Origin of the sequence: Nocardioides segetis (genome assembly GCF_051390595.1) — a bacterium.
GTDB lineage: Bacteria > Actinomycetota > Actinomycetes > Propionibacteriales > Nocardioidaceae > Nocardioides.
Genome location: NZ_JBNINR010000019.1, coordinates 70,382 through 97,150 on the forward strand (window position 1 = coordinate 70,382; position 26,769 = coordinate 97,150).

Annotated in this window: 20 protein-coding genes, 2 tRNA genes and 2 pseudogenes; 20 read left to right on the forward strand and 4 right to left on the reverse strand. The window is 67.3% G+C overall.

The genetic code is table 11. The features are described from left to right. Nucleotides 1-41: 41 nt before the first annotated feature. Complete coding sequence (gnd, locus tag ACPZVR_RS22865) at nt 42-950, forward strand: phosphogluconate dehydrogenase (NAD(+)-dependent, decarboxylating) (protein ID WP_436701989.1); 909 nt, start codon at nt 42-44, stop codon at nt 948-950. A gap of 112 nt (nt 951-1,062) precedes the next feature. On the opposite strand, the gene ACPZVR_RS22870 is transcribed toward gnd, so the two are convergent. Then, nucleotides 1,063-1,473 (reverse strand): DUF2752 domain-containing protein, encoded by a 411-nt coding sequence (locus ACPZVR_RS22870; protein WP_436701990.1) that lies wholly within the window; start codon nt 1,471-1,473, stop codon nt 1,063-1,065. A 2-nt stretch (nt 1,474-1,475) separates the two neighbouring features. After that, on the reverse strand, nt 1,476-1,937 hold the full coding sequence (locus ACPZVR_RS22875) for an NINE protein (protein ID WP_436701991.1): 462 nt from the start codon (nt 1,935-1,937) through the stop codon (nt 1,476-1,478). Nucleotides 1,938-2,037: 100 nt separating this feature from the next. Between ACPZVR_RS22875 and recF the strand changes: the two genes are divergently transcribed. The 17 genes from recF (at nt 2,038) to ACPZVR_RS22960 (ending at nt 23,054) form a co-directional block, all read left to right on the forward strand. Then, nucleotides 2,038-3,159 (forward strand): DNA replication/repair protein RecF, encoded by a 1,122-nt coding sequence (gene recF, locus ACPZVR_RS22880; protein ID WP_436701992.1) that lies wholly within the window; start codon nt 2,038-2,040, stop codon nt 3,157-3,159. Next, on the forward strand, nt 3,152-3,751 hold the full coding sequence (locus tag ACPZVR_RS22885; protein WP_436701993.1) for a DciA family protein: 600 nt from the start codon (nt 3,152-3,154) through the stop codon (nt 3,749-3,751). Before recF ends, ACPZVR_RS22885 begins: the two co-directional genes overlap by 8 nt. A 294-nt stretch (nt 3,752-4,045) precedes the next feature. Next, nucleotides 4,046-6,184, forward strand: coding sequence for a DNA topoisomerase (ATP-hydrolyzing) subunit B (gyrB, locus tag ACPZVR_RS22890; protein WP_436701994.1), 2,139 nt, complete (start codon nt 4,046-4,048; stop codon nt 6,182-6,184). Between the two features lie 51 nt (nt 6,185-6,235). Beyond that, nucleotides 6,236-8,932, forward strand: a complete 2,697-nt coding sequence (gene gyrA, locus ACPZVR_RS22895) for a DNA gyrase subunit A (RefSeq protein WP_436701995.1) — start codon at nt 6,236-6,238, stop codon at nt 8,930-8,932. Beyond that, a complete protein-coding gene (locus ACPZVR_RS22900; protein WP_436701996.1) occupies nt 8,932-9,447 on the forward strand; it encodes a DUF3566 domain-containing protein in 516 nt (171 codons plus the stop codon). The genes gyrA and ACPZVR_RS22900 overlap by 1 nt, the downstream gene beginning before the upstream one ends. A 212-nt stretch (nt 9,448-9,659) precedes the next feature. After that, a tRNA-Ile gene (locus ACPZVR_RS22905) sits at nt 9,660-9,733 on the forward strand. 56 nt (nt 9,734-9,789) lie between these two features. Further along, nucleotides 9,790-9,915 (forward strand): DLW-39 family protein, encoded by a 126-nt coding sequence (locus ACPZVR_RS22910; RefSeq protein ID WP_436701997.1) that lies wholly within the window; start codon nt 9,790-9,792, stop codon nt 9,913-9,915. A gap of 31 nt (nt 9,916-9,946) precedes the next feature. Further along, nucleotides 9,947-10,022 (forward strand) — tRNA-Ala (locus ACPZVR_RS22915). Nucleotides 10,023-10,198: 176 nt separating this feature from the next. Further along, nucleotides 10,199-12,958, forward strand: coding sequence for a type I restriction endonuclease subunit R (locus tag ACPZVR_RS22920; protein ID WP_436701998.1), 2,760 nt, complete (start codon nt 10,199-10,201; stop codon nt 12,956-12,958). Beyond that, nucleotides 12,955-14,214 (forward strand): restriction endonuclease subunit S domain-containing protein, encoded by a 1,260-nt coding sequence (locus tag ACPZVR_RS22925; RefSeq protein WP_436701999.1) that lies wholly within the window; start codon nt 12,955-12,957, stop codon nt 14,212-14,214. The genes ACPZVR_RS22920 and ACPZVR_RS22925 overlap by 4 nt, the downstream gene beginning before the upstream one ends. Then, on the forward strand, nt 14,207-15,709 hold the full coding sequence (locus tag ACPZVR_RS22930) for a type I restriction-modification system subunit M (RefSeq protein WP_436702000.1): 1,503 nt from the start codon (nt 14,207-14,209) through the stop codon (nt 15,707-15,709). Before ACPZVR_RS22925 ends, ACPZVR_RS22930 begins: the two co-directional genes overlap by 8 nt. Continuing rightward, a complete protein-coding gene (locus ACPZVR_RS22935) occupies nt 15,706-16,353 on the forward strand; it encodes a DUF7255 family protein (protein ID WP_436702001.1) in 648 nt (215 codons plus the stop codon). Before ACPZVR_RS22930 ends, ACPZVR_RS22935 begins: the two co-directional genes overlap by 4 nt. A gap of 203 nt (nt 16,354-16,556) precedes the next feature. Next, the gene (gene mobF / locus ACPZVR_RS22940) at nt 16,557-19,220 is read left to right on the forward strand and encodes a MobF family relaxase (protein ID WP_436702002.1); all 2,664 of its coding nucleotides are present in this window, start codon (nt 16,557-16,559) and stop codon (nt 19,218-19,220) included. A 96-nt stretch (nt 19,221-19,316) separates the two neighbouring features. Next, nucleotides 19,317-19,529 carry a DNA-binding protein gene (locus ACPZVR_RS22945; RefSeq protein WP_203043109.1) on the forward strand — a complete coding sequence of 71 codons (213 nt, stop codon included), beginning with the start codon at nt 19,317-19,319 and terminating at the stop codon, nt 19,527-19,529. Nucleotide 19,530: 1 nt separating this feature from the next. Further along, the gene (locus tag ACPZVR_RS22950) at nt 19,531-19,740 is read left to right on the forward strand and encodes an excisionase family DNA-binding protein (RefSeq protein WP_436702003.1); all 210 of its coding nucleotides are present in this window, start codon (nt 19,531-19,533) and stop codon (nt 19,738-19,740) included. A 372-nt stretch (nt 19,741-20,112) separates the two neighbouring features. Beyond that, nucleotides 20,113-22,221, forward strand: coding sequence for a DUF262 domain-containing protein (locus ACPZVR_RS22955; RefSeq protein ID WP_436702004.1), 2,109 nt, complete (start codon nt 20,113-20,115; stop codon nt 22,219-22,221). Continuing rightward, complete coding sequence (locus ACPZVR_RS22960; protein WP_436702005.1) at nt 22,221-23,054, forward strand: hypothetical protein; 834 nt, start codon at nt 22,221-22,223, stop codon at nt 23,052-23,054. The genes ACPZVR_RS22955 and ACPZVR_RS22960 overlap by 1 nt, the downstream gene beginning before the upstream one ends. 295 nt (nt 23,055-23,349) lie before the next feature. On the opposite strand, the gene ACPZVR_RS22965 is transcribed toward ACPZVR_RS22960, so the two are convergent. Next, entirely contained in the window at nt 23,350-24,525 is a 1,176-nt protein-coding gene (locus ACPZVR_RS22965; protein ID WP_436702006.1) for a tyrosine-type recombinase/integrase, read from the reverse strand. Nucleotides 24,526-24,800: 275 nt separating this feature from the next. Here ACPZVR_RS22965 and ACPZVR_RS22970 point away from each other — a divergent pair, with 275 nt between their 5' ends. Continuing rightward, a complete protein-coding gene (locus ACPZVR_RS22970) occupies nt 24,801-25,094 on the forward strand; it encodes a transposase (RefSeq protein ID WP_436702007.1) in 294 nt (97 codons plus the stop codon). A 23-nt stretch (nt 25,095-25,117) separates the two neighbouring features. On the opposite strand, the pseudogene ACPZVR_RS22975 reads toward ACPZVR_RS22970, so the two are convergent. Continuing rightward, a pseudogene (locus ACPZVR_RS22975) lies at nt 25,118-26,408 on the reverse strand (ISL3 family transposase). Between the two features lie 114 nt (nt 26,409-26,522). Between ACPZVR_RS22975 and ACPZVR_RS22980 the strand changes: the two are divergent. Continuing rightward, nucleotides 26,523-26,769: pseudogene (locus ACPZVR_RS22980) on the forward strand (IS3 family transposase); the annotation flags it as partial.

Sequence of the window (26,769 nt, forward strand, 5' to 3'; positions counted from 1 at the left end):
GCACCACCGCCACCAACCCGCGACCGACAGGGAGATGCGCCATGCACATCGGACTCGTAGGACTCGGAAAGATGGGTGGCAACATGCGCACCCGGCTGCGCAACGCCGGCCACACGGTGGTCGGCTACGACCGCAACCCGGACCTGGCCGACGTCCCCAGCCTGGCGGCGATGGTGGAGGCGCTGCCCGCGCCGAAGGTGGTGTGGGTGATGGTCCCCGCCGGTGACCCGACGCGCTCGACGATCGCCGAGCTCAGGGAGCTGCTCGGCGAGGGCGACCTGGTCGTCGACGGCGGCAACTCCAAGTACACCGACGACGCGATCAACGCCGCCTCGCTCGCCGAGCGCGGCATCGGCTTCGTCGACTGCGGCGTCTCGGGCGGGGTGTGGGGCCTGGAGAACGGCTACGCCCTCATGTACGGCGGCGCCCCCGACGACATCGCGAAGGTCCAGCCCGCGTTCGACGCCCTCAAGCCGGAGGAGGGCGGCGCGGTCCACGCGGGCCCGACGCCGGGCGCGGGGCACTTCGCGAAGATGGTCCACAACGGCATCGAGTACGCCATGATGCAGGCCTATGCCGAGGGCTGGGAGCTGCTCGAGAAGGTCGATCTGGTCGAGAACGTCCCGGCGATCTTCGACTCCTGGCGCCACGGCACCGTCATCCGCTCGTGGCTGCTCGACCTGCTCACCGAGGCGATCCAGGACGACGAGCACCTGGAGCGGCTGCGCGGCTACGCCGACGACTCCGGCGAGGGCCGCTGGACGGTGCAGGCGGCGATCGACAACGCCGTGCCGATGCACGTCATCGCGTCGTCGCTGTTCGCCCGCTTCACCTCCCGTCAGGACGACAGCCCGGCGATGAAGGCGATCGCGGCGATGCGCAACCAGTTCGGCGGCCACGCCGTCCACACCGAGCCGCCCCCGGGTGGCGAGGCGAACCCCGACGCCTGAGCGTTCTGGCGGGCTGATCCGGCGCGGTTCAACTACCGAAATCGTCGCCACGGACGCCGTACGACGACCGAATCGGTAGTTGCGCCGTCCCCGGACCCGCCGCGCACCACCATCAGCCGGCGAGCACGGCCCGCACGAGTGCGAAGCCGAGCCAGGCGGCGAGCACCACGACGGCGACCGGGTGGCGGACCAGGCGCTCGATCGACGGCGACCCGGTACGGCGTACCCGCGCCCGGACGGCCACGACGGCCAGGGCGACCATGACCGCCGCGAACAGCGGGCCGAAGGGGTGGGCGAGGAAGGACTCGCGCCACCAGCCGTGGGTGAGATAGACCCACGAGCGGGTCAGTCCGCAGCCGGGGCACGGCAACCCGGTCAGCCGGCGGAACGGGCAGATGACCGGCCCGTCCTCGATGTGGTCGGGGGAGAAGAGCAGGCTCGCACCGAGCGCGGCGACACCGGCGACCGCGACCAGCTCCGTGGTCGTCGGTCGCCGGGTGGCCGGCGCGTCGGTGGCGGGCATCGTCAGCGCAGCGGACGGCCCTGGGAGTCGCGCATCTTGCGGGTCGCGACCGACACGATGTCGATGATCCACCAGATGTAGAGACCGCCGCAGGTGAAGAGCTTGAGCAGTCCGAGCCCGACCTGGCCGAGGTAGAACCGGTCGACGCCGAGCTGGCCGAGCAGGATGGACAGGATGAGGGTGGTGGTCCAGTCCTTGTCGGAGAAGAGGCCGGGCAGGTCCTTCGCCGCGAAGTACTGCTGACTCTCGGCGGTGCGCACCGGGGTGTCGGAGCGGATCTGCCCGCTGAGCGCCATCTGCGCCAGGGTCGGCATGTCGAGCGGGCCCTGCTCGCGGCCGAGGAGGCTGATGTAGAACGTGCCGCCGGCCGGCGCTCCGTAGCCGCCACCGTGCGGCGGCTGGTAGGGGTCGGGAGGCTGGTACGGGTCCGGCGCCCCGTACGGCGGGGTGGGTGGTTGCGTCATGTCGGTCAGCCTAGGGTTTTCCCGCGGCCCGCAAACCACTCCCGGACACCTCGCCGGGGGACAATCGTCACGAGGACACGTCGAAGGAGGTGGGTGGAGGGTGCACGTCGCGCGACTGAGCCTGCACGACTTCCGGTCCTACGCCGACGTCGACGTCGAGCTCGAGCCCGGCGTCACCGCCTTCGTGGGCCGCAACGGGCAGGGCAAGACCAACCTCGTCGAGGCGGTCGACTACCTCTCGCGCCTCTCCTCGCACCGGGTCGCCACGGACGCCCCGCTCATCCGGGCCGGCGCCGAGCAGGCGATCGTCCGGGCCGCCGTGGTCCGCGAGGGCCGCACCGCCGTCCTGGAGGTCGAGCTCAACCCGGGTCGGGCGAACCGGGCGCGGATCAACCGCTCGCCGCTGCCGCGGGTGCGCGAGCTCGCGGGCATCGTCCGCACCGTGGTGTTCAGCCCCGAGGACCTCGCCCTCGTCAAGGGCGACCCGGGCGGGCGCCGCCGCTTCCTCGACGACCTGCTCGTGCTCCGCGCCCCGCGCTACGCCGGCGTCATCGCCGACCACGAGCGGGTGCTCAAGCAGCGCAACACCCTCCTCAAGACCCTGTACGCCGCCCGCGGCTCCAGTCGCGACGCCGCGCTCGCGACGCTGGCGGTGTGGGACGACCACCTCGTCACGACCGGCACCGAGCTGCTCGCGGCCCGGCTCGCGCTGAGCGCCGACCTCGCGCCGTACGTCGGGAAGGCCTACGAGGCCGTCGCCCGCGGCGCGTCGCGCGACGACGCGCGCATCGAGTACCAGCCGACGGTCCCCGAGGCGACCGCGGAGGCGTTCCGCGCCGAGCTCGAGCGGCGCCAGGCCGACGAGATCGGTCGTGGCGTCACCCTCGTCGGCCCGCACCGCGACGACCTCCTGCTCACCCTCGGGCCGGGCGACGACCAGCGGCTGCCGGTGCGCGGCTACGCCAGCCACGGCGAGTCGTGGTCGTTCGCGCTCGCGCTGCGGCTGGCGTCGTACGACCTGCTGCGGGCCGACGGCGACGACCCGATCCTGATCCTCGACGACGTGTTCGCCGAGCTCGACTCCGAGCGCCGGGTCCAGCTGGCGGCCCTGGTCGCGGGGGCCGAGCAGGTGCTGGTGACCGCGGCGGTCGCCGCGGACGTGCCCGCCGAGCTGTCGGGCGTCACCTTCCACGTCGCGGCGGGGGAGGTGACCCGTGGCTGACCGGCCCGAGGGGACCGACCCGGTCGGCGGACCCGCGGAGCCCGAGGAGCCGGAGGAGCACCGCCCCGACGGCCTGGACCTCGCGCGCTCGCAGATGCTCGGCACCGCCGGCGCCAGTACGACGCCCGCGCGCCGGCTCCCGCGGGTCGGCTCCGACGCCGCGAAGCGCAAGGCCTTCCGGCGCCGGGGCGGCGGCCGGGGCGAGCCGCAGCTGAGCGGCGCCTATCCCGACGGCCGCGACCCGCAGGCGCTCACCTCCGAGCTGGGCCGGCTGATCAGCGACCGGGGCTGGGCGCTCGACCTGCGCGTGCGCGGCGTGTTCGCCCGCTGGGCCGAGATCGTCGGCCCCGAGATCGGTGCGCACAGCACCCCGGAGTCGCTCACCGACGGCACCCTCGTCGTCCGCACCGACTCCACCGCCTGGGCGACCCAGCTCAAGCTGCTCGCCGCGTCCGTCGTGAAGCGGCTCAACGAGGAGCTCGGCGACGGGACGGTCACGCTCGTGGAGGTGCTCGGGCCGCACGCACCGAGCTGGAAGCATGGTCGCCGCAAGGCGCCCGGCAGCCGCGGACCCCGCGACACCTACGGCTGACCTTTGGGGCTGCCGGCCCGGCTGGTCGGGGCTGGTCGGGGCTGGTCGGGGGTCGGGGCCCGTGCTGCCGACCGGGGCGCCGGAGTCGGTCGGCGACGTATGGGGACACACCGCCACCCCTGCGCGGCGCTCCGATCGCGGTTTCTGAGCCGTCTGAGGGCATATTTCATCCCGTGTTGCCCCTCTGGCGGCCCGGCAACACGTGTCCTGGGCCCCTCAGACGGCTAGAATGGGTTATCGGCCGGGAACGCGTCTCGGGACGCCTGACTCGGCCTTCGCCATGCCTTCAAGTGAATGAGGTCCCGCGTGTCCACTGACGACCAGTCCCCCGAGGTCGTGCCCGAGGTCCCCGAGGAGACGCCCGGGACCCCGGCCGAGGAGCTTCCGGAGTACGACGCCTCGGCGATCCAGGTCCTCGAAGGGCTCGAGGCGGTCCGCAAGCGGCCCGGCATGTACATCGGCTCCACCGGCGAGCGCGGTCTGCACCACCTGATCTGGGAGATCGTCGACAACGCGGTGGACGAGGCGCTCGCCGGCTACTGCGACACGATCAACGTCACGCTCAACCCCGACGGCTCGGTGAGCGTCTCCGACAACGGCCGCGGCATCCCCACCGACACCGCGCCCGGCCAGGACCTCCCGGCGGCGACGCTCGCGCTGACGGTCCTGCACGCCGGCGGCAAGTTCGGCGGCGGCGGCTACAAGGTCTCCGGCGGCCTCCACGGCGTCGGCTCCTCGGTCGTCAACGCGCTCTCCACGAGCCTGCGCCTGGAGATCAAGAACCGCGGCTACCTGTGGGAGCAGGACTTCTCCCTCGGCGTCCCCGACTACGACCTGCGCCAGGTCCGGCCCCTCGAGGAGGGGGAGCGGACCGGCACCACGGTGACCTGGTCGGCCTCGCCGGAGATCTTCGAGACCACCGACTACAACCTCGAGACCATCTCGACCCGGTTCCGCGAGATGGCCTTCCTCAACAAGGGCCTGCGCATCGAGCTGCGCGACGCGCGGCCCAAGGCCGAGGAGATCGCCGAGGCGGTCGAGGACGGCACCGCCGACGAGACCAGCGGCGTGGCCACCGCCGCGTCGGCCGTGCACGCGATCGACGTCGACGGGCACCGCGCGCTGGAGCAGGTCTTCCAGTACGAGCGCGGTCTAGCCGACTACGTCGACTTCCTCAACCGCAACAAGACCTCGATCAGCTCGATCATCGCGGCCGAGGCCGACACCGGCGACGACGTCCCCAACCCGATGAGCCTCGAGCTCGCGATGCAGTGGCAGGCGTCGTCGTACAACGAGTCGGTCCACACCTTCGCCAACACGATCAACACCCCCGAGGGCGGCACCCACGAGGAGGGCTTCCGCGCCGCGCTCACCTCGCTGGTCAACCGGTGGGGCGAGGAGTGGGGCCTGATCAAGAAGAAGGAGGACCGGCTGACCGGTGACGACATCCGCGAGGGTCTCACCGCGATCATCAGCCTGAAGATCTCCAACCCCCAGTTCGAGGGCCAGACCAAGGCCAAGCTCGGCAACACCGAGGCCAAGGGCTTCGTGCAGTCGGTCGTCAACGACCAGCTCGGCGCCTGGCTGGAGCAGAACCCGAACGAGGGCAAGGAGATCATCCGCAAGGCGCAGGCCGCCGCGACCGCGCGGATCGCGGCGCGCAAGGCCCGAGACCTGGCCCGCAACCGCAAGGGCCTGCTCGGCGGCGGCGGTCTCCCGGGCAAGCTGCGCGACTGCAGCTCGCGCAACCCCGAGGAGTGCGAGGTCTTCATCGTCGAGGGCGACTCGGCCGGCGGCTCCGCGGTCATGGGCCGCGACAACCGGATCCAGGCGATCCTCCCGATCCGCGGCAAGATCCTCAACGTCGAGAAGGCGCGCATCGACAAGGTCCTGGCCAACCAGGAGGTCCAGGCGATCATCTCGGCGCTGGGCACCGGCGTGCACGAGGAGTTCGACCTCGACAAGCTGCGCTACCACAAGATCGTGCTGATGGCGGACGCCGACGTCGACGGCCACCACATCAACACGCTGCTGCTGACGCTGCTGTTCCGGTTCATGCGCCCGCTGATCGAGGCCGGGCACGTCTATCTCGCCCAGCCGCCGCTGTACCGGATCAAGTGGAACAAGCCCCACGACCACGAGTACGTCTACTCCGACGCGGAGCGCGACGCCGTCATGCGCGACGGTCTCGAGCAGGGCAAGAAGCTGCCCAAGGAGGCGCCGATCCAGCGCTACAAGGGTCTGGGCGAGATGAACGCCGACGAGCTGTGGGAGACCACGCTCGACCCCGACCAGCGGGTGCTGCTGCAGGTCACCCTCGAGGACGCCGCGCAGGCCGACGAGATCTTCTCGATCCTCATGGGCGAGGACGTGGAGCAGCGGCGCTCCTTCATCCAGCGCAACGCCAAGGACGTCCGATTCCTCGATATCTAGGTCTCTAACACCAGCCCTAGACATCGATAGACGACACCAGAGAGAGCAATCGTGACTGAGACGCAGAGCAACCTCGGCGACGGCGGCGGCGGTCGGATCCAGCCCGTCGACCTGCAGGAGTCGATGAAGCGCTCCTACATCGACTACGCGATGGCGGTCATCGTCGGCCGCGCGCTGCCCGACGTACGCGACGGCCTGAAGCCGGTGCACCGCCGGGTCCTCTACGCCATGTACGACGGCGGCTACCGCCCCGACCGCGGCTTCAACAAGTGCGCCCGCGTCGTCGGCGACGTGATGGGTAACTACCACCCGCACGGCGACTCGGCGATCTACGACACCCTCGTCCGCCTCGCCCAGCCGTGGGTGATGCGCAACCCGCTGGTCAACGGGCAGGGCAACTTCGGCTCGCCGGGCAACGACCCCGCCGCGGCGATGCGGTACACCGAGTGCCGGATGGCGCCGCTGGCCATGGAGATGGTCCGGGACATCGACGAGGACACCGTCGACATGACCCCGAACTACGACGGCAAGACCGAGGAACCGACCATCCTCCCGGCGCGGTTCCCCAACCTGCTGGTCAACGGCAGCGCCGGCATCGCGGTCGGCATGGCGACGAACATCCCGCCGCACAACCTGCGCGAGGTCGCCGAGGGCGCGGTCTGGGCGCTTGAGCACCCCGACGCCAGCCGCGAGGAGCTGCAGGACGCGCTCATCGAGCGGATCAAGGGCCCCGACTTCCCCAACGGCGCGCTCATCGTCGGCCGCGAGGGCATCGAGCAGGCCTACCGCACGGGCCGCGGCTCGATCACCCAGCGCGCGATCATCGAGGTCGACGAGGACAAGTCGGGCCGCACCGTGCTGGTCATCACCGACCTGCCCTACATGGTCAACCCCGACAACCTGCTGGTGAAGATCGCCGAGCTCGCCGACGCCGGCAAGGTGCAGGGCATCAGCGACGTCCGCAACGAGACGTCGTCGCGGGTCGGCCAGCGGATCGTGATCGTGCTCAAGCGCGACGCCGTGGCGCGGGTCGTCCTCAACAACCTGCTCAAGCACACCGAGCTGCAGACCAACTTCTCGGCCAACATGCTCGCCCTGGTCGACGGCGTACCCCGCACGCTGAGCATCGACCAGTTCATCAGCAACTGGGTCGAGCACCAGGTCGACGTGATCCGGCGCCGCACCGAGTTCCGGCTCAAGAAGGCCGAGGCCGACGCCCACATCTGGCGCGGTCTGGTCAAGGCGCTCGACATGCTCGACGAGGTCATCGCCCTCATCCGGCGCTCGCCGACGGTGGAGGAGGCGCGCAGCGGCCTGATCGCGCTGCTCGACATCGACGAGCTGCAGGCCAACGCGATCCTCGAGATGCAGCTGCGCCGGCTCGCGGCCCTCGAGCGGCAGAAGATCATCGACCGGCTCGCCGAGCTCGAGCTGATCATCGCCGACCTCAAGGACATCCTCGCCAATGTCGCCCGGCAGCGGCAGATCGTCGTCGACGAGCTGAGCGAGATCGTCGAGAAGTACGGCGACGACCGGCGCACCCAGATCATCGCGGCCGCCGGCGACATGTCCATGGAGGACCTGATCCCCGACGAGGACCAGGTCGTCTCCATCACCCGCGGCGGCTACGCCAAGCGGACCCGCGCCGACCAGTACCGCACCCAGAAGCGCGGCGGGAAGGGCGTGCGCGGCGCCTCGCTGCGCGGCGACGACGTGGTGGACCACTTCATCTCGACCACGTCGCACCACTGGCTGCTGTTCTTCACTACCGCCGGCCGGGTCTACCGGACGAAGGTCTACAACCTGCCCGAGGCCTCGCGCGACGCGAAGGGCGGGCACGTCGCCGGGCTGCTGTCGTTCCAGCCGGACGAGTCGATCGCCCAGGTGCTGGCGATCCGCGACTACGAGCAGGCGCCGTACCTCGTCCTCGCGACGAAGAAGGGCCTGATCAAGAAGACCCGCCTCGGCGACTACAACAGCCCCCGCCAGGCCGGCGTCATCGCGATCAACTTCCGCGACGACGACGACGAGCTGATCGGCGCCGAGCTGGTCAACGGCGAGGACTCGATCCTGCTCGTCTCCCGCAAGGGCCAGTCGATCCGGTTCGTCGCCGACGACGAGCAGCTTCGTCCGATGGGTCGGGCCACGTCGGGTGTCACGGGCATGAAGTTCCGCGACGGCGACGCCGTCCTCTCGATGACCGTGATCCGCGCGGCCGACGCGGCCGTCGAGGAGAGCGACGAGAACGTCCAGTACGTCTTCACCATCACCGACGGCGGGTACGCCAAGCGGACCCGGATCTCCGAGTACAAGATCCAGGGCCGCGGCGGACTCGGCGTGAAGGCGATGAAGCTCGAGAACGAGGAGCGCGGCTCGCTGGTTGGTGCGTTCATCGTCATCGACGGCGACGAGGTGCTCTCCATCACCCAGTCCGGCCAGGTCGTCCGCAGCCCCATCAACGACGACTTCCGGCCGACCGGCCGCGCCACCCAGGGCGTGAAGTTCGTCAGCCCCAAGAAGGGCGACGCCGTCGCCGTCGTGGCCCGCTCGGTCGAGGCCAAGGACGCCGACGAGGAGGCGCCCGAGGAGGGTGCGGTCGAGGGTGCGGTCGAGGGTGCGGTCGAGGGTGCCGACGGCGCGGGCGAGGGTCCGGGTGAGGGCTCGACGGAATCGCAGGTTCAGGCCCCGGATGCCACAATCGAGGGATCCGGGGGCACGAACGAGCCCGGCGGGGAGAGTGAGGGCTGATGACTGAGCGCGTCGAGGACACGGTGGTCCGGCCGGCGGCTGCCGCAGGCCGCCCTGCCGGCGCGCCCTCGGCGCCCGGGCCCGTCCCCCCGACCGGGCCGGGCGGCGTACCCGGGAACGCGGCGGCCCCCGCCAAGGGCCGCGCCCCCCGACGCGCCCGCCTGCGCCTGACCCGGATCGACCCCTGGTCGGTCATGAAGACGTCGTTCCTGCTGTCCATCGCCTTCGCCGTCGTCACCGTGGTGTCGGTGGCGATGGTGTGGCAGGTCCTCGGCGCCGCCGGCGTGTGGGACTCGATCAACTCCACGATCCAGGAGGGCATCGGCGGCGAGGACGTCGCATCCTTCCGGATCGAGGACTACGTCGGCACCAGCCGCGTCCTCGGCTTCACCATGCTCGTCGCCGCCATCGACGTCGTCCTGATCACCGCCGCCGCCACGCTCATCGCGTTCCTCTACAACATGTCCGCCGCGCTCCTCGGCGGCGTCGAGATCACCCTGGCCGAGGACAACTGAGCTCGTTCGGGCGAGCGTCGCGGTCGAGGCGGACAGAGGTCAGGTCCGCCCGGCGGCACGAAGGTCGGCTCGGCTGAAGGCTCGCCTCCCGCGACCACCGGCACCCGCGGTCCCGAGAGAGGCCCCTCGTTTTGTCCCGGCCAGACCCGCTCCGGTAGTGTCTGTCCTCGGCTTGCTGCCGCGGGGCTTCCACCCAGAGCGGCGAGTCACCCGGGCCTATAGCTCAGACGGTTAGAGCACCACACTGATAATGTGGGGGTCAGAGGTTCAAGTCCTCTTAGGCCCACGGAAAGCCCCGGCTGCGTACATCGCGGACCGGGGCTTCTTCGAAGGAGGAGCAGCATGAAGAAGGTTCTTCTCGCGGTCTTCGGGGTCGTCGGCCTCGTCGTCGCCGGCAAGAAGCTCCAGGAGAGCAAGGCCGAGCAGGCCCTCTGGGCCCAGGCCACCGACACCCTCCCCAAGAACTGAACACCCGCCCGGTCGTCGTACGACTGGGCGAGGGGCCTTGGCGCAATTGGTAGCGCACCTGCTTTGCAAGCAGGGGGTTGCGAGTTCGAGTCTCGTAGGCTCCACCAGAGAAACCGCAGGTCAGCCTGCGGTTTCCTTCATTTCAAGAGTGCTCTGGTTTGGTTCGAGATCGGGTGCTAGGGGGACTGTAGGGGGAAGGAATCCAGCGCAGGCTGTCGAGGGATTCAGCGATCCGTCGTCAAACCGCTGTCTCGACGTCGACCGCTCGATAGCCTGCTGAATCATGAGCCCCTCGGATGAAGCACATCGGCTCGCCGCTGAGCAGCGCGCTCGCGTGCTCATCGATCAGCAGCTCGAGGCTGCTGGCTGGGTGATCCAGGACAAGAAGGATCTCAACCTCTTCGCCGGCCCCGGCATCGCCGTCCGCGAGGTCGTGATGAAGCCCGGCCACGGTCGTGTCGACTACCTGCTGTACGTCGACAAGGCCGTTGTCGGTGTCATCGAGGCCAAGCCGCAGGGAACGCCGCTATCGGGAGTGGAGTGGCAGTCGGCTCTGTACGCCGAAGGCCTACCGGCCGGTGTGCGACTCAAGGCGCTCACGACAGATGGCCGACTGCCGTTCGTGTTCGAGGCATCCGGCGGCGAGACCCACTTCACCAACGGCTTCGACCCCGAGCCGCGAGCCCGGGCGATCTTCAACTTCCCAAGGCCTGGAACACTCGCCCGAACCATCCGGGCAGCCAACGACGATCCCGACACCGCGACATGGCGCGGGAGGATTCGCAACCTTCCCGAGCTGGACACCGCTCCACTGCGGCCCGCACAGATCACCGCGATCAACGGCATCGAGAAGAGCCTCGCCGAGCAGCGCTTCGACCGCAGCCTCGTCCAGATGGCAACGGGCGCTGGCAAGACATACACCGCCGTTACCCAGTCCTACCGGCTGCTGAAGTGGGGCGGCTTCAACCGGATCCTGTTCTTGGTCGACCGCAACAACCTTGCCGAGCAGACGCTCGCGGAGTTCCAGAACTACCGCACGCCTGACGACGGCCGCCGGTTCACCGAGCTCTACAACGTCGCCAAGCTCAACCGCGGCGGAATGCCTGACTCCACGAAGGTCGCGATCTCCACGATCCAACGGGTGTTCAAGGTCCTGAAGAACGAAGAGGTCCCCGAGGGCGACGACCAGGGTATCGACGACTTCGTCCCCGACGCTCCCGTCGAGGTCGCCTACAACCTAGACCTTCCACCGGAGGCGTTCGACCTGGTCATCGTCGACGAGGCTCACCGCAGCATCTACGGCGTGTGGCGCCGCGTGCTGGAGTACTTCGACGCCCACGTCGTCGGCCTGACCGCGACGCCTGGCAAGCAGACCTTCGGCTTCTTCAGGCAGAACCTCGTCTCGGAGTACACCTACCCCCAGTCAGTCGCCGACGGCGTCAACGTCGACTTCGACATCTACCGGATCAAGACCGAGATCAGCGAGCAGGGATCGAGGATCGAGGCCGGCACCATCGTCCCCAAGGTCGACCGCCGCACCCGCGTCGAGCGGCTCGAGGAGCTCGACGAGGACCTGGAGTACACCGGCAAGCAGCTCGACCGAGCGGTCACGGCGAAGTCCCAGATCCGGTTGGTCCTGGAGACGTTCCGCGATCGGCTGTTCACCGAGATCTTCCCCGGCCGCTCCACGGTTCCCAAGACACTCATCTTCGCCAAGGACGACGCCCACGCCGAGGAGATCGTCACCACCATCCGCGAGGTCTTCGGCAAGGGCAACGACTTCGCCGCGAAGATCACCTACAACGCCCGAGACCCCAAAGGCCAGCTCCAGGCCTTCCGCACCAGCCCGACCCTCCGCATAGCGGTGACGGTAGACATGATTGCCACCGGCACGGACGTGAAGCCGCTGGAATGCGTGTTCTTCATGCGCGACGTCCGTTCCGCACAGTACTTCGAGCAGATGAAGGGCCGCGGCGCCCGCACCATCGATAAGGCCACCTTCCAAGGCGTCACTCCGGACGCCGAGAACAAGACCCGTTTCGTGCTTGTCGATGCCGTCGGCGTCACCGAGCATGAGTACGTTGAGCCCCCGCTCAACCGTGACAAGTCGATCAGCCTCAAGCAGTTGCTGGACAAGGCCGCAACGCTGAACCTCACCGAGGCCGAGACGGCGACCCTCGCCTCGCGGCTCTCCGCATTGGAGGCTCAGCTCGCCCCGGACGAGCGCACCGAGCTCGACCGTGTCGCCGGCCAGCCGCTCCGCACAATCGTCCGTGCGCTGGTGGACGCCGTCGACCCCGACAGGCAGGCCAGGCACACCGAGGCGGGTGGCGCGATCCAGGACCTGCTGGATGCGGCCATCGAGCCAATTGCGGCCAACCCCGACCTCCGCACTCGCATCATCGAACTCCGCCGGGCGCACGACCGCGTCATCGACGAGGTCAGCCGCGACACCTTGCTCGACGCGTACGGCGTGGTCGACACAGACCGAGCCAAGGTCACCATCGAGTCGTGGAAGGCCTACCTAGCCGAGCACCGCGCCGAGATCACCGCGATCCAGGTGATCCAAGAGTCCACGGAACGTCGGATCGCGTTTCCCGACATCCAGGAGCTCGCCGACCGCATCTCTCGGCCGCCCTACAACTGGACACCGGACTTCATCTGGGACGCCTACGTCGCGCTCGGGGCGAACTACCGAGGGAGTAACGGGACTCGAACCGGTCACTCCCTCACCGACCTCGTTTCGCTTCTGCGCTACACCGTTGGTGTCGACGATGAGCTCGTCCCCTACGCTGATCTGGTTCAGGAGAGGTACGTCGCCTGGCTCGCCCAGCAGGGACAGGCGGGCGTAACGTTCAGCGAGACCGAGAGGTGGTGGCTCGACCGGATGGTCGCCGTCATCGCTGCCTCCGCCGGGATCACCGCCAACGATCTCGACGAAGCCCCGTTCACCGAGCGAGGTGGGATCGACGGTGCACTCCGTGACCTCGGCGATGGAGCCGGCGACCTGCTCTACGCACTCAACCAGGAACTCACCGCGTGACTGACGCATGGCAGTGGCTGACTCTTGCCGAGGTACTGGTCCCGCAGCCGAACAAGAGGCTTGTCCAGCAAGGGTGGAGCCCTAAGTGCCACGCGCACGTTGCCGGGCCTGATCGCTGGGGCGTGCTCAAGACGACCGCGATTCAGGCAGGTCGTTTCGAACCGGAACACAACAAGGAACTGCCGGAGACGCTTGCACCGAAGCCCGGAATAGAGGTGCAAGCGGGCGACTTGCTCATCACCTGCGCGGGCCCGAGGTCCCGCTGCGGTGTCCCGGCGCTTGTTCGCCGCACGCCGTCACGGTTGATGATGTCGGGAAAGATGTACAGGTTCCGCCCGGACGGGCGAGTGGATTCGAGATTCCTAGAGTATTGGCTGCTCAGTCCTGATGCGCAGAGGTCCATCGACGCCATGAAGACCGGCATTTCGGATAGCGGCCTCAACCTCACGCACGGGCGATTCACACAGCTCCCGGTCCCAGTGCCCTCGATGGATGAGCAGCGACGCGTCGTCGCCGTACTCGAAGACCACCTCTCCCGTCTCGACGCAGCCCGCGACGGCCTTGAGACGGCGCTCGCGCGGTCTGAGGCGCTGCACACTGCCGGGTTATGGCTGGCGACGCACAACCTCCCCGGAGCGCGTGCCGTTGAACTTCAGGCGATTGCCGAGGTTCGGCTCGGGCGTCAGCGATCGCCGAAGAATCATTCCGGCGACCGGATGCGTCCCTACCTCCGCGCAGCCAATGTCGACTGGGACAGTCTGCGGCTCGATGACGTCAAGGAGATGCATTTCACGGAGCCAGAAGAGGCAGTTTACCGTCTTGAGCACGGCGACATCCTTCTGACCGAAGCCTCTGGAAGCCCTGCGGAGGTCGGCAAGTCAGTCCTCTATTCCGGCGTGCCCAAGGACGTCTGCTTCCAGAACACCTTGCTTAGGGTCCGGTGCCACGGTGCGGATGCCGCGTTTGTGCAGAGGTACCTTCTGGCCGAGGCGCGTGCCGGCCGTTTCATGCCGGATGCGCGCGGGGTGGGGATCAACCACCTGGGGCGGGCACGACTCGCCGCGCTTCGAGTCGACCTGCCAAGTCTGGCGAAGCAGCGCGAAGCGGTTGAGCGATGTGCCGACCTCATCTCTGAGGTCGAACGGTTGAGGTCGTCCGTGAACACACAGGTGCTCCACGCGACCCGCCTGCGCAAGGCCCTTCTGTCTGCTGCATTCGCCGGCAAGCTCACCAACAAGGAACCCGTGGATGTCTGACTCTCGTCGCCTGGTCGACAAGCTCTGGTCTTACTGCAACGTCCTGCGCGATGACGGCGTCGGCGTCATCGAGTACACCGAGCAGTTGACCTACCTTCTGTTCCTGAAGATGGCCCACGAGCGGGCGACCCGGAAACTCAGGCCGCAGTTGATCGTGCCCGAGGAGTTCTCCTGGCAACGGCTGCTCGATGCCGAAGGCACGCAGCTCGAGGTCGAGTACACCCGCATCCTCGTCGGTCTCGCGCAGCAGCCTGGGACGCTCGGCACGATCTTTCGCAAGGCGCAGAACCGGATCCAGGACCCCGCCAAGCTGAAGCGGCTCATCGTCGACCTCATCGACCAGGAGAAGTGGTCCGAGTCAGGCACCGACGTCAAGGGCGACGCGTACGAGGAGCTGCTGTCCAAGGGCGCCTCGGACAAGGGATCGGGCGCTGGGCAGTACTTCACTCCTCGGGATCTCATCCACGCGATCGTTGACGTCATCCAGCCCACGCCGGACGACACCGTCGTCGATCCCGCCTGCGGCACCGGCGGCTTCCTGCTTGTTGCGCACGAGTTCGCATCGAAGGACGCGGAGCACCTCACCCCCACCCAGCGTGACAAGCTCCGCGACACGTTCGCCAACGGCTACGAGTTGGTCGACGGTACGGCTCGCCTTGCTGCGATGAACCTGCTATTGCATGGCATCGGCTCCGCCGACGGTGAGTCGCTTATCGACGTTCGGGACGCACTCATCGCTGACCCAGGCAAGCGTTGGTCGGTCGTCCTCTCCAACCCGCCCTTCGGTCGGAAGTCGTCGCTGACCATGGTCGGCGCCGATGGTCGTGAGGTGCGTGAGGACACCGAGATCGAGCGGCAGGACTTCGTTGTCACGACGTCCAACAAGCAGCTCAACTTCCTGCAGCACATCATGACGATCCTGGACATCAACGGCCGTGCGGCCGTCGTCCTCCCCGACAACGTGCTCTTCGAGGGCGGCGCCGGCGAGACGCTGCGCCGCAAGCTCCTGGCCGACTTCGACCTGCACACCATGCTGCGGCTTCCGACCGGCATCTTCTACGCCCAAGGCGTGAAGGCCAACGTGCTGTTCTTCGACAAGAAGCCCGCGTCGGAGGAGCCGTGGACGAAGAAACTGTGGGTCTACGACCTGCGAATCAACCAGCACTTCACGCTCAAGCAGAACCCGCTGCGGCGCCACCACCTCGACGAGTTCGTCGACTCGTACCTTCCGGGCAAGGCGCACGACGAGCGCGTTGAGAGCGGCGAGGACGGCCGCTGGCGGTCTTTCGACTATGACGAGTTGATCGCTCGCGACAAGGTCAACCTCGACATCACGTGGCTGCGCGACGAATCGCTCGAGGACATGGACAACCTTCCAGCGCCCGAGGTGATTGCCCGGGAGATCGTCGAGGACCTGACCGCCGCACTTGCCGAATTCGAAGCCGTGGCGGCCGCGTTGGAGGCAGCGATGCCGACGGCGGAGGGCAAGCGATGACCCGTACCGGTGCTCGGGCCGCAGCGCTCTCCGAGTTGCTCGAGGCGGGCGGTCTCATGGCCGCTGAGCGACCACCGAGGCCCAGGATCAACGAAGTTCCCGACGTCGCGAGAGTCCGTATCAACGACGTCTATCGGGCCCTCAACGGGAACCCAGACCTGCTGCATCAAGCCCAGCCCGGCGCGTTCGATCTGTGTGTTTCTACCACCGACGGCCCCCTCATCGTCGAGCTCGACGAGGAGCAACACTTCAACCGGTACCGCGCAACGACGCTCTCATTTCCCTGGGCCGAAGCGCTCCCCTGGGTGAGTGCCTATCGCGACTATTCGCGTGTCCATGAGGCCGACCTCGCACGGAAGTTCATCTCGGGCGGGCGCTGGACCAACGCCTCTGCACCCCGCTACTTCGGCACAGCTTCCGCGCCGGGAGACTTCACTGGCGTGGGGTCGCCGCGGTGGCGACAACGTGCCTTCTACGACGCCGTGAAGGACCTTCTTCCAGGTATCCGGTTGGCCCGCATCGCGGTCTTCGATGTCGTTGACGGCCGTCCGGTGGAGGCCATCCTTCGCTCGAGGGACCACTCGGCCGCTCTGGCAATTCGACGGCTCGTCGAATCGCGCACCCACTCCTGGCCCACTTCCTGAGCCTCTGACCATTCCATCCGAGCGCGCTCACTGAGGCCGTCGATCCGATCCTCATTGACGTCCGTTGACGAAGCCTGAACACACCTGCTCCGACGCCGTCCCCAACCCTCCCAAACCAGCGGCACGCATGCTACGAAGGTCCGTAGAAGGTCCGTCCCCCCGGGGGGACGGACCAGCGTCATTTCAGAGGCCTTTGACGAGACGTGACGGGCGGTGACAGCAACATCATGCACGGTGGAGTGAAGTTCTACCGCGGGTCCGCAGCTGCCGCGCGTTCCTACGTCGAGGCCGACCACTCACGCGCCGACGACTACTACCTCGCCGAGGGCAGCGGCGTCGCCGAGCACTACGCGGTCACCGTCGGCGACGACGGCGTGTGCACTGAACGACGCCCCGACCTCGACGGCCCGAGCTACGAACGTTGGGTCGCCGGGTACGACGTCGCGACCGGCCAGTCGAAGGGTCGACTGCGCGACGACGACCACGCCCTCCGGTTCGTCGAGGTCGTCGTCAACGGACCCAAGACCTGGTCGCTCGCCGCGGCGCTCCACCCCGACATCGCCGACGCCTACGAGGACGCGCAGACGCGCGCGGCCGGCGAGGTCATCAGTTGGGTCGCGCAGCACGCGACGACGCGCGTCGGACCACGCGGCCGACAGGTCCAGGTGCCCGTAGGGAAGATCGAGGCCGCCGTCGTCCGGCACTACACCTCCCGAGCCGGCGACCCGCACCGACACCTCCACCTCCAGATCAACGCCCGGGTCTTCGCCCGCGGCGCTTGGCGGGGCCTCCACTCCGTCGGCGTCGTCGACTCCATCGAGGCCCTCAACGGCATCGGCCACGCCGCCGTCATGTGCGACCCGCAGTTCCGCGCCGCACTCGCCGCCCGCGGTTACACGCTCGGCGACGCCGGCGAGATCAACGAGCTCGCGCCGTACGCCGGACGGTTCAGCCAACGCGCCTCACAGATCGGCCGCAACATTGACCGGTACGAAGCCGAGTGGCGCGCCGACAACCCCGGACACGAGCCCGGCCCGAAGCTGCGTCGCACCTGGGATCGACGTGCCTGGTCCGACGCCCGCCCGGACAAGGTCGCACCCGCCGACGGCGCCGACCTCGTCCGCCGCTGGAACGACGAGCTCCACGACCTCGGCTTCCGCCCGCCCGTCGAGCCATCCATCGCGAAGCCGGCGACCATCGGCCAGGTACGACGCGACGCCGTCGCCGAACTCATCCTCACCCGACTCGGCGCCAAGCGATCGTCCTGGAACGCCGCCGACATCCGCGGCGAAGCCGAGAAGGTCATCGCGACGCTGGGACTCGTCGCCGAACGACCGGCACGCGTCGAGCTCACCGAAGACATTACCGCCCGCGCCGTTAGAACCTGCAGGACCCTGCGCGACCGGGCTGACGTCCCCGACCACATCCGCAACCTCACCTCCGACCACGTCCTCGCCGTCGAGGCCGACCTCATCGACGCCATCGCCACCCGCGCGCTGCAACCGATCGAGCCCGTCGTCGTTCGCGGCGGCCAGCTCGACGCCGCGCAACGCGAGGTCGTGAGTGCACTCGCCGGCCGCGCCGGCGTACTCGTCATCGAAGGAGCAGCTGGCACCGGCAAGACCACCACACTCGCTGCCGCGCACCGCGCCCTCGAACTCCAGGACCGCCGCCTGGTCGTCGTGACCCCGACGCTCAAGGCCGCGCAAGCCGCCCAGGAACAGGTCGGCGCCGACGCCCTCTCCGCCGCGAAGCTGATCCACCAACACGGCTTCCGGTGGGACGAGGACGGACACTGGTCACGCGTCGACGCCACCCCCGACGCACGAGCGCGGCTGCTCCCCGGCGACGTACTCCTCGTCGACGAAGCCGGCATGCTCGACCAGGACACCGCCCGCGCGCTCCTCGCGATCGCCGACCACGCCGGTGCCACCATCGCGCTCCTCGGCGACCGCCACCAGCTCCCCGCCGTCGGCCGCGGCGGCGTCCTCGACCTTGCCGCCCGATGGGCGCCGCCCGAGGCGCACCTCGAGCTCGAGTCCGTCCACCGCTTCAGCGACGAGACGTACGCCGACCTCAGCCTCCTCATGCGCACCGGCGAACGCCCCGCCACCGTGTTCGACGCCCTCCTCGAGCGCGGGCAGGTCGTCGTGCACGCCAGCAACGTCGAACGCACGGCCGCCGTCGCCGACATCGGTGCCCGCGGCGACGAGCTGATCATCGCCGACACCCGCGAACAGGTCGCGAGCATCAACGCCGCCATCCGCGACCGACGACAGCCCGGTAGCGATCACGTCAGTGAACCGATCACCCGACGAGGCGAACGCATCGGACTCGGCGACCGCGTCGCCACCCGCCGCAACGACCGCGACCTCGGCGTCGCCAACCGCGACGTCTGGACGGTCGCCGGCATCGGCGACGACGGCAGCCTGATCGTCGCCGGCCGCGCCGGCCAACGCACGTTGCCCAAGGACTACGTCAGCGACCACGTCGAGCTCGCCTTCGCCTCCACCGCCTACGGCGCCCAGGGCCAGACCGTCGACTCCGCCCACCTCGTCGTCGGCGAGCACACCGGCGCCGCCGCGGCGTACGTCGCCATGACCCGCGGCCGCCACAACAACGTCGCCCACCTCGTCGCCGACACCATCGACGAAGCACGCCAGCAGTGGATCGAGGTCTTCGGCCGCGACCGCGCCGACCTCGGCCCCGGCCACGCCGCGACCCGAGTCGACGAGGACATCGACCGCTACGGCACCCGCCTCCCCGACGAGTCCTGGACCCCGGCGCCGAGACGGCTCGGGCGCGACCGATCCGAGGTTCGGCCGACAACAGGTGCTCAGCAACGCGCCCGCGGCGTCGGTCGCTGACATCCCTGCTCGGACCTGATCGCTGCGAACCGCCTTTCGCACATAGGTGACTGGAGCGGCCGACGTCGGTCGCTCGCCAACCCAAGGGAGTCATCGATGAGCATCAAGCCGCTGGGCGTCCCCGACGAGTGGGACGACAACCACATCCTCATGTTCGAGGAGTTCTGCGCCTTCATCCGTACGCCGCAACGCACCGTCCGCGAGTGGCGCCGCCTCAAGCGCGGCCCGCGTTGGTGGCGTTTCAACGGCAACGGTCGCCTCTACACGACCGTCGCCGAGCTGCGCCGCTTCCTCAAGGCCGGTGAGTGACATGGCCGCGACCGTCGGACCTGCCAACGAGCGACCCCGCTGGCTGAGCATCACCGGCGCCGCTATCTGGGTGAGCCTCTCGGCCAAGACCATCCGCCGAAAGATCGCCGCCGGCGAGCTGCGCGCCTACCGCTGCGGCAAGACCATCCGCATCAAGACCGATGACCTGGAGGCCATGATGCGGCCGGTGCCATCAGCGAAGGACTGGTAGGGCGGTGGTGCCTTAGTCAGATCACTGGCCGCAGCCGGACCACGTCGGTCGCGGATAGCGGGTCGAGAACCTCCGGCAGCTGGCTCGGGCCTTGTGACGCTCTGCACCCTTCCACGAAGAGCTCAGTGAGCTTGCCTGGTAGGACCCGCATGTTGCGTGACCCCGCTGCGTTTGCCCACGCGGCCGACCTCACGATCAAAGCACCGGCGCCGCGGCTCACCGCTCCATGCTGAAGTCCGCCCGGTAGGACGTCGCGTGGCCACAGGTGAGCCGAGATCAGCAATCTTCCACCAACCGCCGGATCGCTCAGGCAAGATTGGCGCGACTCGGACGAAAGTGGGCGAGAGAAGCATGAAGGCAACGGCTACGACCGTGCTGAAGCTGGTTCAGGGTTCCAAGGTGTTCCTGATCCCGACGTTTCAGAGGCGCTACACGTGGAAGAAAGCCCAGTGGAGCCAGCTGTGGAACGACCTCCTAGCGGAGGCTCAAGTTGACCACCCGGAGGACCCAGACTCCCTTCACGGACACTTCTTGGGGAGCGTGGTTCTGCACCCCGCGCTCGGCCCCGCTTCGACGCTGATGCGACACCAGGTCATCGACGGTCAGCAGCGGCTAACGACCATTCTCCTCCTACTAGCGGCGCTGCGGGATGTCCGTCAGACAGCGGAGCCTGAGTGGAATCCCAGTGCAATCGATGACCAATATCTGCGGAACCCATTTAGCGACGACTACCCCGAACGCCTCGTTCCGACGAAGCTGGATCGGGAAGCCTACCGAAAGACTGTTCGAGAAGGTGTGGCTACGGGTGATATGGGGATCGCCTACAACTATTTCAGATCCGAGATCGAGCGAGTCCGGGCTGACGGGAAGGTCTCACTCGCTCACCTCGAAACAACCCTACTTCTCCATATGCTCATTGTTGAGATCACCACGAAATCCGGCGACTCCGTCAACAGCATCTTCAACACCCTCAACTCCAAGGGAATGGATTTGTCGGCGGCTGACCTGGTGCGAAATGAGATTCTGCATCACATCGGCGACGTGGACGCCGAGATCGCCCATGACAAATACTGGATACCAATGGAAGAGGCACTCGTAAATCCTCGAGCCAAGTCTCCAGACCGCGAGTTTGTGACCTTCCTATGGGCAAGAGAAGTTGCACTGAATCCCAAGACCAGTCGCGACGAGCTCTTTCCCGCCTTCGAGCGCAGGTTCCGGGACCACCTCGCGCCTCTAAGTGGAAATCGTCGCCAGCAGGGCGCGCTTTCGCAACTCAAAGAAATCTACGATGACCACCTACTGTTCCTCATTATCCGCGACCCCAATCGAGCAGTCAACGACAAGCGGATTTCGAAGCCCCTCTATTCGTCGCTGACGGCGCTGAAGGAATGGCGATCCGAGCCAGCGACCCCAGCAGCCCTCTGGATCCTGAAGAGCGCGGTGTCAGGCGCCATTACCCAAGAGGATGCCGCAGAGGCGATCACCGTGCTACTGAGCTACCTGGTGAAGCGGATTCTGCACGGAGTGCCCACCAATCAGCTCAACCGGCTGCTGACGCCAATTGCCTCTGAACTCGAGGCAAGCAGAGAATCTGTCCCGGTAGCGGAACAAATGCGCGCTACTCTTAGTCGTCAGGGATACTACTGGCCCACCGACTCTCAGGTATTGGCTAGTGTCGCGTCCAACCCGATCTATGCCTCTGCCCGGAGGTACGTGAAGTTCCTCCTGTCATCGGCCGAGCGTCAGCTCCCGGGCCGCGAGACAGCGAGTCTGGCCAAATCGACCATTGAGCACGTAATGCCGCAGCAGCTTTCCGAGGCCTGGATGAAGCAATTCGCGGTTGCGGGCGTCGACCTTGACGACGCCGAGGCGCTGACTCATACGCTTGGCAATCTGACCCTCACCGAGAACAACTCGGGGATGGGAAATGCCTCATTCGAAGAGAAGAGAGACGATTACTTTAGAGATTCGGCACTTCGGCTCAATCGCGGACTGGCGGACCTCGACCAGTTCTTGCCAGAGCAGATCCAAGCTCGGAGTGTAGCGCTTGCCGAGCTGATCCTGTCCGAATTCAATGCGCAGCCGGTCTCCTCGGCAAGAACCTTCGACCGGCATGAAGCCGGGGCGGCAGTCGAAGAAAGGCTTGAAGCGCTGCTGCAGTCACTCCCGGTGGGCTATTGGGTCGATGAGGACGCCCTCGTATCGGTCTTGGGAGCTACGACGGAAACGCTAAGGCCCATCGCAAATCACCTCGATCCCACGCTCGCTCGCTTGATCAGGACTGTGTCTGCCGAGGTGCCGGATTGGTTCTCAGAAGGCCTCCGCGCAGACATCGCTGCGCAGGATGCTTCCCAGGGACCGACGGGCGTGCCGTTGCCCGCGGAGCAACTTGGCGAGATCGTGGCAGAGATGAATGATTCGGGTGAGGAATCCGACGAGTTCGAAAACTTGTCCGACGCCGAGAGTTCCGCGTTCGACTGATGGGTACGAAAGAGGATGCTGCGAAGGGTAGCTGGTGGAATCAACACCAGTGGGCCGTGTCTGCGGCGATAACGGCTCAGACAGCGGTTATCATCCCGATTCTTGAGTACGCACCCAGTGTCACCGGCGGGTGGCGGGCCGGTGGAATTCTGTCGAGCGCTGTCCTGGGCGCTATTGGCCTCGCGTGGATGGCACGGCGCAGTCGGCGGTTAGAAGACGTTGAGGCCGAAAACGCACTGCTTTTGAGAAAGCTGTCTGAATCCTCGCCCGAGAAGCTCCTTGGTGAGGTCGCGAAATCGTTGTTTCAGCATGGTGCTTGGCGACTCTCCGTCTTCCGGAAGACTCACGAATCAGAGGCTAAGCTCGTGCGAGTTGCCGCGGCTTCGAGCGACTTGAATTATGCAGAAATGGGACCTTCTGAAATTCTCATAAAAGATAGGACGCAGTTTGCCCACGTCTTTGTGTCGAACCTTGCGGACCCTCAATATCGCTTTCCGGTCGAGTCGGGATACTTTGCCGCAGAAGATGACGGCGACGAAGTGCGCGACGCTATTGCTGAAGCGGAGAGGGTTTCCAAGCAGTGGAATGCATGGCGAGATGAAATATTTGGAAATGGTGCGATAGTCGACGATACGTCGACCTTTAGGCCGAATAAGTTTGCGTGGTACGCGGCACAGGACCCAGAATCCGCCGGAGTCTATCTTGTTCTCGCAGAATCGGCTGAAGGTAGTGGAATTCGCTTTGACGTCCTAAAGGGCGCACTGACAAGCACCTGGATGTTTTTCGTCTCCAGGCTCTCGGGGTATCGAGACGCGACGACCGGAATAGACTAGTGAGCCAGCTCAGAGCGAGGTGGTCCGTTGGCGGTCACCGCCGTCGGTGCAAGGTGTGACGCTCACGCGTTCAACGGGCCGTGGTCGGTGCTCCTGCACTCGGCGACGGGGCCGTCGAGAAGCTCGCGGGCTTCTGGGGCGTGCCACGCGGAGCTCAGCTGCCGGGTCTGTTTGGTCGCTGCGGTTCCTCAATACGCCGGTCCGGCCGCCCCTCGGTGCCGCACTGGCGAGTTTCCCCGCGAGGTTCGCTGAGTGGGGAACGAACCCTGCCCGACTTGTACCCGATCGCGACGAGCTATGTGCGCTGCTCTCTCCAGGCGTCGTAGGTCGCGCCGATCTTCTCCGCCAACACTCGGTCGCGGTCGAGGGTGGCGTGCTGATAGATCGCCATCGCCGCCTGGGAGGCGTGACCGGCGCGCGCTTGGAGCTCGGCGGCGGTGGCGCCGTGCTGGCCGGCCATGGTGAGCGCGGTGTGGCGTAGGTGGTGGATCGTGAGGTCGGGGCGACCGGCCTTCTCCCGCGCGGGGCGGTAGCGGTCCATCAGGTAGCGGGCGCTCATGTGGTCGGTGCGGTCGCCGGGGAAGAGGAGGCCATTCGGCCCACGCTCAGCGAACTCGATCAGGTGCTTCTGAAGCATCGGCAGAAACGGCGGTGGCACGTGCACCGTGCGGACACCGCTCGAGGTCTTGGGCGCGCTGATCGCTCGGCCGCAGTTGGGACAGGCGCCCTTGGCGTTCGGGATCACGTCCTTGTCGACCTTGCGTGCGACGTGGATCCAACCCAAGCGGTGATCCACGTCCGAGCGGCGCAGCTCCAGGAGTTCGCCCTGGCGTAGCCCGACGAAGGCGGCCAGAACGATGAGGAGCTTCAGCCGGTCGGGCATCTCGTCGATGATCGTCGTGATCTCATCGAGGGATGCGGGCACAGCGACCCGGCGCACCGGCGCCGAGCCGGCGCCGCGAATCTTAGGTGGAGCGCGATCGATCAACTCCTCCTCCTCCGCGGCCTGGAGGATCGCGCGCAGCAGTCGGTACGCGGCCGCATTGGCCGCGACGGCCTCCGGGTCGAGGGACGCCCGCCACAACTTGATCTCGGAGAGGCTGACGTCGATCAGCGGCATCTCTCCGAAGTAGGGGAGGATCCGAGCGTCGAGCAGCTGTCGGTAGGTGCGGATGGTGTTTGGCCTCAGCACGCGGTCGACCAGGTAGCGCTCGGCGAAGCCGGCGACCGTGTTGACCGACGCCTGCCGGCGCCGCTGTTCCTGCGCGGCTTGCCGCGCCTTTGGAGGACTCCACTCCTCGCGGTCGATGAGGCCACGCTCGGCAGCGAGCCAGGCTTCGGCGTCGATCTTCGTCGCGAACGTGCGCGAATGTCGGGTGCCGTCCCCCATTGCGTATCGGGCGCGATAGGTGACCTGACCGGCTTGGTTCTGCCGCCGTTCTACCTCGCCGAAGCCTCGTCTCCGTGCCACGGAGGTACTCTATCCCCATAACGCGTTGGTGCGGGACTGAATCCTGGGGGACCAGTGGGGGAAAGGATGGCTAGTTCGGGGTCATCTTGTCCCCCTTAGGTTCTCGACACGAGCGTGAATCTGGCTCAAACCCCTTGCTTTTGCGGAATTTGCAAGCAGGGGGTTAGGGGTTCGAGTCCCCTAGGCTCCACCAGAGAAGCCGCAGGGGGACTGCTGCACGGATAGGTGACATCTGATCTGTGGTGCCGAGAGGTGCCGCTGGAAGGATGTGCACTGTGCCGAAGCCGTACCCCAAGGAGTTCCGCGACGACGTGGTCCGTGTCGCGAGGAACCGTGAGCCGGGCGTCCACCTCAAGCAGATCGCTGCCGACTTCGGCATCAGCGAGTCATGCCTGACGAACTGGATGAAGACCGCCGACGTCGAGGACGGCGTGAAGCCCGGCACAACGGCGGCTGAGAACGCCGAGAACCGCGAGCTGCGCAAGCGGCTGCGGCTGCTGGAGCAGGAGAACGAAGTCCTGCGACGCGCGGCGGCCTACCTGTCCCAGGCGAACCTGCCGGGAAAATGAGGCTCTTCTGACTGATCCGTGGGTCATCGGCCGGGCAGTGCGGGTCGGTGGCCGCCGAGGTTGAGCATCGCGAGGGCGATGAGGGCGTCGGGTGATCGGAAGCCGAACGCGACGCGGGTGATGAGCCGGATCTTGGTGTTGACCGACTCGATGAGGCCGTTGGACAGGCCGTGGTCGATCGCGGCGAGGATCTCGGCGCGGTGCTTGGCGATGCGCGCCTGGATCTTGACGAACGACTCGATGCGACAACGCCGGGCCCATGAGATCCACCGGTCCAATGCTTCGGGAGCCTCATCTGGTGGCAGCCGAAAGACGGTGCGGAGGCCTTCCTTGAGGAGGTACGCCCGGTAGAGCTTCGGGTCGGTCTTCGCGATCCAGGCCAGCTTCGCCTGCTGGTGGGCGGTGAGGTTCTCGGGGTTCTTCCACAGTGCGTATCGGGCGTTCTTGAGAGCTCGCGCGTGACCGGTGGAGATGACGAGACGGCGACCAGCTGCCCAGCCGTACAGCTTGGTGTTTCCCGCGCGACGGGCCTGGTTCCAGGCGTCGCGCCGCACGACGTCGAGGGCGTCGGTCGCCCATCCGACGACGTGGAACGGGTCGGCACATCGCACGGCCTGGGGGCACCGGTCGCGGACGACGTTCGCGATCCATTCGGCGCCGTCGGCGGTGACGTGGGTGATCTGGGCACCCCTGCCTTCACCGGAGGCTTCCAGTGCGTCGAAGAACGCTTCCAGGGTGGCGCGGTCGCGCCCGGCTCGGGCCCACCAACCTGCCGGTGTCGTGATCGACGACCACGGTCAGGTACTTGTGGTTGCGCTTGTAGGAGATCTCATCGATCCCGATCCGGCGCAGCCCGGCGAACGCGTCGATCCCATCGGCGGTGTCGGCCCAAACCCGAGTGATGATCGCCCCGACGGTGCGCCATGCGATCCGCATCAACTGAGTGATCGCGGACTTCGAGCACTGGGTCGCCAGCCACGCGACCTGCTGGTCGAACGCCAGCGTGTGGCCCGCCGCGTGACGGGCCCAGGGAACCTGCCGCACGGTCGGCCCGTGGATCGGGCAGTTCACCCGAGGCGCGTCGGACTCGAGGAACACCTCGACAGTGCCCAGGTCCAGTCCGCGCCACCGCCGGCGTCCTTCGCCCAAGTCGTACCACGACGCCCGCGTGCCGCATCGCCCGCAACGGCCGCGCCGAGCTCGTCGTGGCCGCACGTGCGCGACGACGACCTCGTCTACTTCGTCGAACTCGACGTCCTCGATGACGGTGTTCTCGACGCCCAAGAGGGCGCGCCATAGGCTGGCGTTTCGCACGCCGTTCTCCGCTCTGCTGTTTCTGACCTTCGACAAGCCAGAACCTAGAGCGGGAGCGGCGTGTGGCCGTTCAGGCGCGATCAACCACCCACGGAAGCGTCACAAGAGCCGAAAATGATGTACCCGCTCGTCCGCGAGCTGGCCGTCGACGGGATCCCTGTCACGGTGACGTGCCGGGTCCTCAACATCGCTCGCCAGCCCTACTACCGCTGGCTCCAGAGCCCGGTCACCGACGCCGACCTGGTCGAGGCGTACCGCGCGAACGCGCTGTTCGACGCCCACAGGGACGACCCCGAGTTCGGCTACCGGTTCCTCCTCGACGAAGCGAAGGAGGCCGGCCAGGACATGGCTGCACGGACCG